The organism is Lachnoclostridium sp. MSJ-17 (assembly GCF_018918205.1).
Taxonomy (GTDB): domain Bacteria; phylum Bacillota; class Clostridia; order Oscillospirales; family Acutalibacteraceae; genus Ruminococcoides.
Window position 1 is genome coordinate 1 of sequence record NZ_JAHLQB010000042.1, and the last position, 4,090, is coordinate 4,090.

Here is a 4,090-nt window from a genome sequence, read left to right on the forward strand (position 1 = left end):
ACACGCTTGCCCTTGACGAGCTCGAGAGTCGCGAGAAAGGTCGCGACAAGCTCGCTTTTGCCGTCGCACGCCTCAAAAATCTCGTGGTACTCAAGCCGCTTTCCGTGGCGGAGTCTTCGCATGAGGTGAATGATCCTGCTGTTTACCGAAACGATTTTGTGGGCGACAATACCCGAAAACGCCTGTTCGGAAGGCGGCAGCCTGCGTTTTCCTCTGCCGACCGCGCTGATATAGCCCTTGACGATATCTGAGCTCGGGTGCAGCCGGTTATAGGTCAAATCGAATTCCACGGGCGACGCCTCGCGGAAATACGCGTCAAAGTCGTAAATGCCGCCGAGCTTTGCCGCTATCTCGCGGCACACGGCATACTCAAGCAGCTGTCCTGTCAGCTCCTTCTTGAGCTCCTCAGCCTCCTCCTCGTATTTAGGGAGAAGCATGACGGATTTTATATAGACAAGCCGCGACGCCATGGTCAGGAATTCCGAGGCGATGTCCATCTGGTTTTCACGCATCTGCTCGATCTGCTCCATGTACTGGTCGAGCAGCTCTGAAATCTGAATGTCGTAGATGTCGATTTTATTCTTAGAAATCAGCGAGAGCAGCAAATCAAGCGGACCCTCGAACACGTCGAGCTTATACTGTAACTGAGCTTCCATACTTAGCCTCAGAAAATCGCGTTAAACGGAACCGTGCTCTGACCGAAAAGCTGGAACGGCAAGGTGGAGAACTGATATACTCCGTAAAGCGCGCCGCGCGAGAGGAAGGTCAGCACATAGCTGAGCGGACCTGCCCACAGGAGCACGATCAAACCGATCATGAAAAACATCTGGTAGCGGTAGAAGAACATGACCGCCTTGTCGGGCAGGAATACAAACATGATCTTTGAGCCGTCGAGCGGAGGTATAGGCAGAAGATTGAACACGGCGAGGTTGACATTTACAATAATATAGAACTGTAAGAACGCCAGCACATAGCTTCCGAAGCCGCCGTTTGTGAAAAACGCCGGTACAACGCACCAGAGCGTGTGGAAAACAAACAGTCCGGCGAGCGCCGCCACGAGGTTCGCGACAGGTCCCATAAGCGCCGTGATTGCCATTCCGACCTTGGGATTCTTGAAGTAGCGCGAATCGACAGGCACGGGCTTTGCCCAGCCGAAGCCGATAAGCAGCATCGCAAGCGCGCCTACGGGGTCGATGTGGCTGAGAGGGTTAAGCGACAGTCTGCCGCGCTGCTTGATACCCCTGTCGCCGAGAAGATAGGCGGTCTGGGCATGAGCCCATTCGTGGAACGGGAGAATCAAAAAGACGATAACGAGAACCGCCATGATTTCGGCGATAATCGTCTGGATCGTAAAGTTTCCGCTGAGTAACTGAGAAAGCATACAAGCCTCCGTAAATAGATTTATAGATAATATATATTATACAATATCGTAACCAAAATTACAAGATAAAAAAACAAGTTGAGAAATTTTCGAAAAACACTTGCTTTTTTTACAGTTTTCTGTTATTATAACAAAGTTAGGAATAATATTTGATTCACTAAGGAGGTGCAGACGCATGGCAAAATGTGAATTCTGCGGTAAGGATGTAAAGTTCGGTATCAAGGTATCTCACTCACACAGACGTTCCAACAGAACCTGGAAGCCCAACGTACAGCGCGTAAAGGCTATCGTTGACGGATCTCCCAAGCGTGTATATGCTTGCACCCGTTGTTTGCGTTCAGGCAAGGTAACCCGTGCCAACTAAAGAATTGATTGGGCTGTTCACGCGGACAGCCCTTTTTTCATTTCAAAATATAAGGTCGGACTCAATGCCCGACCTTTTTGTTTTATCAATTATACAGGATTTCCTTTTTGCGCATTATGAACAGCGCGGACGTTGCGATAAACAGTGCTCCCAGACAAATCAGCGCGTTTCCCGGACCGCCCGTCCCAACGGGTGCCTTATCCTCAGGCTTTGTCGGCGGCTGTGTGGGTTCAGGCACGGCTGTAGGCTGTTCTGCATCCCCCGCGGTCGCATCTGAGGACGCGCCAGTAACGGCGGTACTTTCCCCCGGTTGATCGGGTGTGGCGGGAATAATGTTCCCGTTCTTGTCCGTAGCAGGCGGAGCCGTAGTTACCGGAGCGGTTGTCGACTGAACAAAATTCGAAGGCGTCAGGAAGGTGTTGCGCGAAAGCCTGACGGAATCTATAGCCCTCTGGCTCATCTCGGTGTTGGAAACAAAGACAACCTGCTTGTCGACATCGCTTTTGTGAGTCTTTGGATCCAGCTCGCTTCCGCAGAGCACGTCAACCGTAAGGTCGCACTTTGTGATCACCGGCTCGTCAGGGTCAATATCCTTGACGTTGAAAATTACCTTGACGAACGGAACCTCCTTGGTTGAAAAATCATAGAGGTTTATACTGGACGAACGGTAAATAATCACGTCGTCGCCGTAGGTGATCGCCGCCCTGTCGCCGATCGTGGGACAAATCGACTCGGGAGAGTTAAGCTCCTCGGAAACAGAGAAAACCTCGGGATCGTAATAAAGGTACCACTGAATGTTCATCATATTCAGAGAGCACCTCAGGGAATACCTGACCTCTACCTGCTTTTTGCTGATAGAATACTCGGCAGTGGCGTTCGGGAAAAAGTTTGAGATCGCGTTTACGGTTAGAGCAGGATAGTCCGCCGGAATTACTTCCTCGGTAGTCGACGTCTGAGCAGTTGCGTCAGCCGTGGACAGGGGTTCGGTACTGCCCTCCCCGGACATCGTATTCAGTTGTGTTTCCTCGGGCTCCTCCTCGGCTGACACTCCCGTTACGGAAGCAAATACGAGGATGAGTGTCATAAAAAGACAAAGCGTCCATTTAGACATCACGAAAACCTCCGAATAGCATTTTCTCTGTTTATTATAACCTAAACTGTATTAAAAATCAAGCACAACAAAAAGAAACGCTCCCTCATACAAGGGAGCGTTTTGTAATTTCAGTTAATTACTTGTTGAACTTCTTGCGGGAGAAGTAGAATACGCCTACTGCGCCTGCTGCAACAACGAAGAGAACAACTGCGAAGGAGAAGTCGCCGGTAGCAACTGTGCCGTTGGAGCTGTTGTTGGAAGTGTTGTTGCCCTTGGTTGTACCTGTAGCGGAGGTAGCGTCGGGAGAAGCGGTGGGCTTAGCAGTGGTGGGAGCAGCTGTGGGAACAGTGGGTCCTTCGGGAACAGTCTTGTCCTCGAAATACTTGCCTGTGAAGTTGCCGTATACCATCAGTCTCTGCTGTGTGCCGTCCTTAGCGGTGTAAACCTGGTTAACGGTGCCGTAATCATCAATTACAAGCTTGCTGCCTTCGGGAAGAACAGGATTTCCGGCGTCATCAAAAGTAATACCGGTGTTCTCAAGGAGGAGTTCCTTGGTCGGCCAAATGCCGTACTCGCCGTTGCCATAGTAGAAGAACCAGTCGCCGCCGTAGGTGATTTTACCTTCTTTAACGATAGTGGTGGAAATGGTCATTGTGTTCTTGTCGAGGTTAACAACATATACCATGTTGTCGAAGCTCTGAGCAATACCGTCGTCGTTTTCCATCTCAACATAGAAGTTCTTTGAATAATCGCCGAACTCGGGGATCTCAAGCTCAATTTCCTGATCCTTAAGCTCTTCATAGATTGAAGCAACCTCAGTTGCCTCATCCTTAGTCATCTGAGTCTCATCATCGCTCCAGTTGACATGATCCATCTCAACTGCGTCGGCAGCCTTATCCCATACATACTTCCAAAGACCCTTGGTGTAGTAGGAAGACTCCATGAAAGAATAGTACTGAGCAGGAGTATCCTTGATCTGGCAGGCAGCGTCAAAACGCTCCTGAAGGAAGCCCTCGGTGTTGGGCATACCGCCGTCGATGTGGTTGCTGAAGATGATCTGGTTAGCATCTGCGGGAACGGGAGTGCTGTAGAGGTTCTTTACATTGCTTTCACCGGCAACTGTAAGTACCTTGTAGCCGGGCCAGTCGTGTGAAAATACGGAGCCGGGAGTATCTGAACCTGTCCACCAGTAGATGCCCGCGCAATTCTCGTTCTTTGTCCAATAATCCTGCATCCAAGCGCCGGGCATAGC

5 protein-coding genes are annotated in these 4,090 nt (G+C 50.3%); 1 reads left to right on the forward strand and 4 read right to left on the reverse strand.

What is annotated here, in order from left to right:
• Nucleotides 1-656 (reverse strand): segregation and condensation protein A (locus KQI64_RS03520; RefSeq protein ID WP_216523362.1); only part of this gene is annotated, 656 nt, incomplete at its 3' end.
• A gap of 8 nt (nucleotides 657-664) precedes the next feature.
• Entirely contained in the window at nucleotides 665-1,381 is a 717-nt protein-coding gene (locus KQI64_RS03525) for a site-2 protease family protein (RefSeq protein WP_216523363.1), read from the reverse strand.
• Between the two features lie 175 nt (nucleotides 1,382-1,556).
• On the opposite strand from KQI64_RS03525, the gene rpmB reads away from it, so the two are divergent.
• Nucleotides 1,557-1,745 carry a 50S ribosomal protein L28 gene (gene rpmB, locus KQI64_RS03530; RefSeq protein WP_015523414.1) on the forward strand — a complete coding sequence of 63 codons (189 nt, stop codon included), beginning with the start codon at nucleotides 1,557-1,559 and terminating at the stop codon, nucleotides 1,743-1,745.
• A gap of 85 nt (nucleotides 1,746-1,830) precedes the next feature.
• Here rpmB and KQI64_RS03535 read toward each other — a convergent pair whose 3' ends face one another.
• Together KQI64_RS03535 and KQI64_RS03540 are read right to left on the reverse strand one after the other, a co-directional pair.
• On the reverse strand, nucleotides 1,831-2,856 hold the full coding sequence (locus tag KQI64_RS03535; protein ID WP_216523364.1) for a hypothetical protein: 1,026 nt from the start codon (nucleotides 2,854-2,856) through the stop codon (nucleotides 1,831-1,833).
• A 118-nt stretch (nucleotides 2,857-2,974) separates the two neighbouring features.
• Nucleotides 2,975-4,090: hypothetical protein (locus KQI64_RS03540; protein WP_216523365.1), on the reverse strand; the 1,116-nt coding region annotated here is incomplete at its 5' end.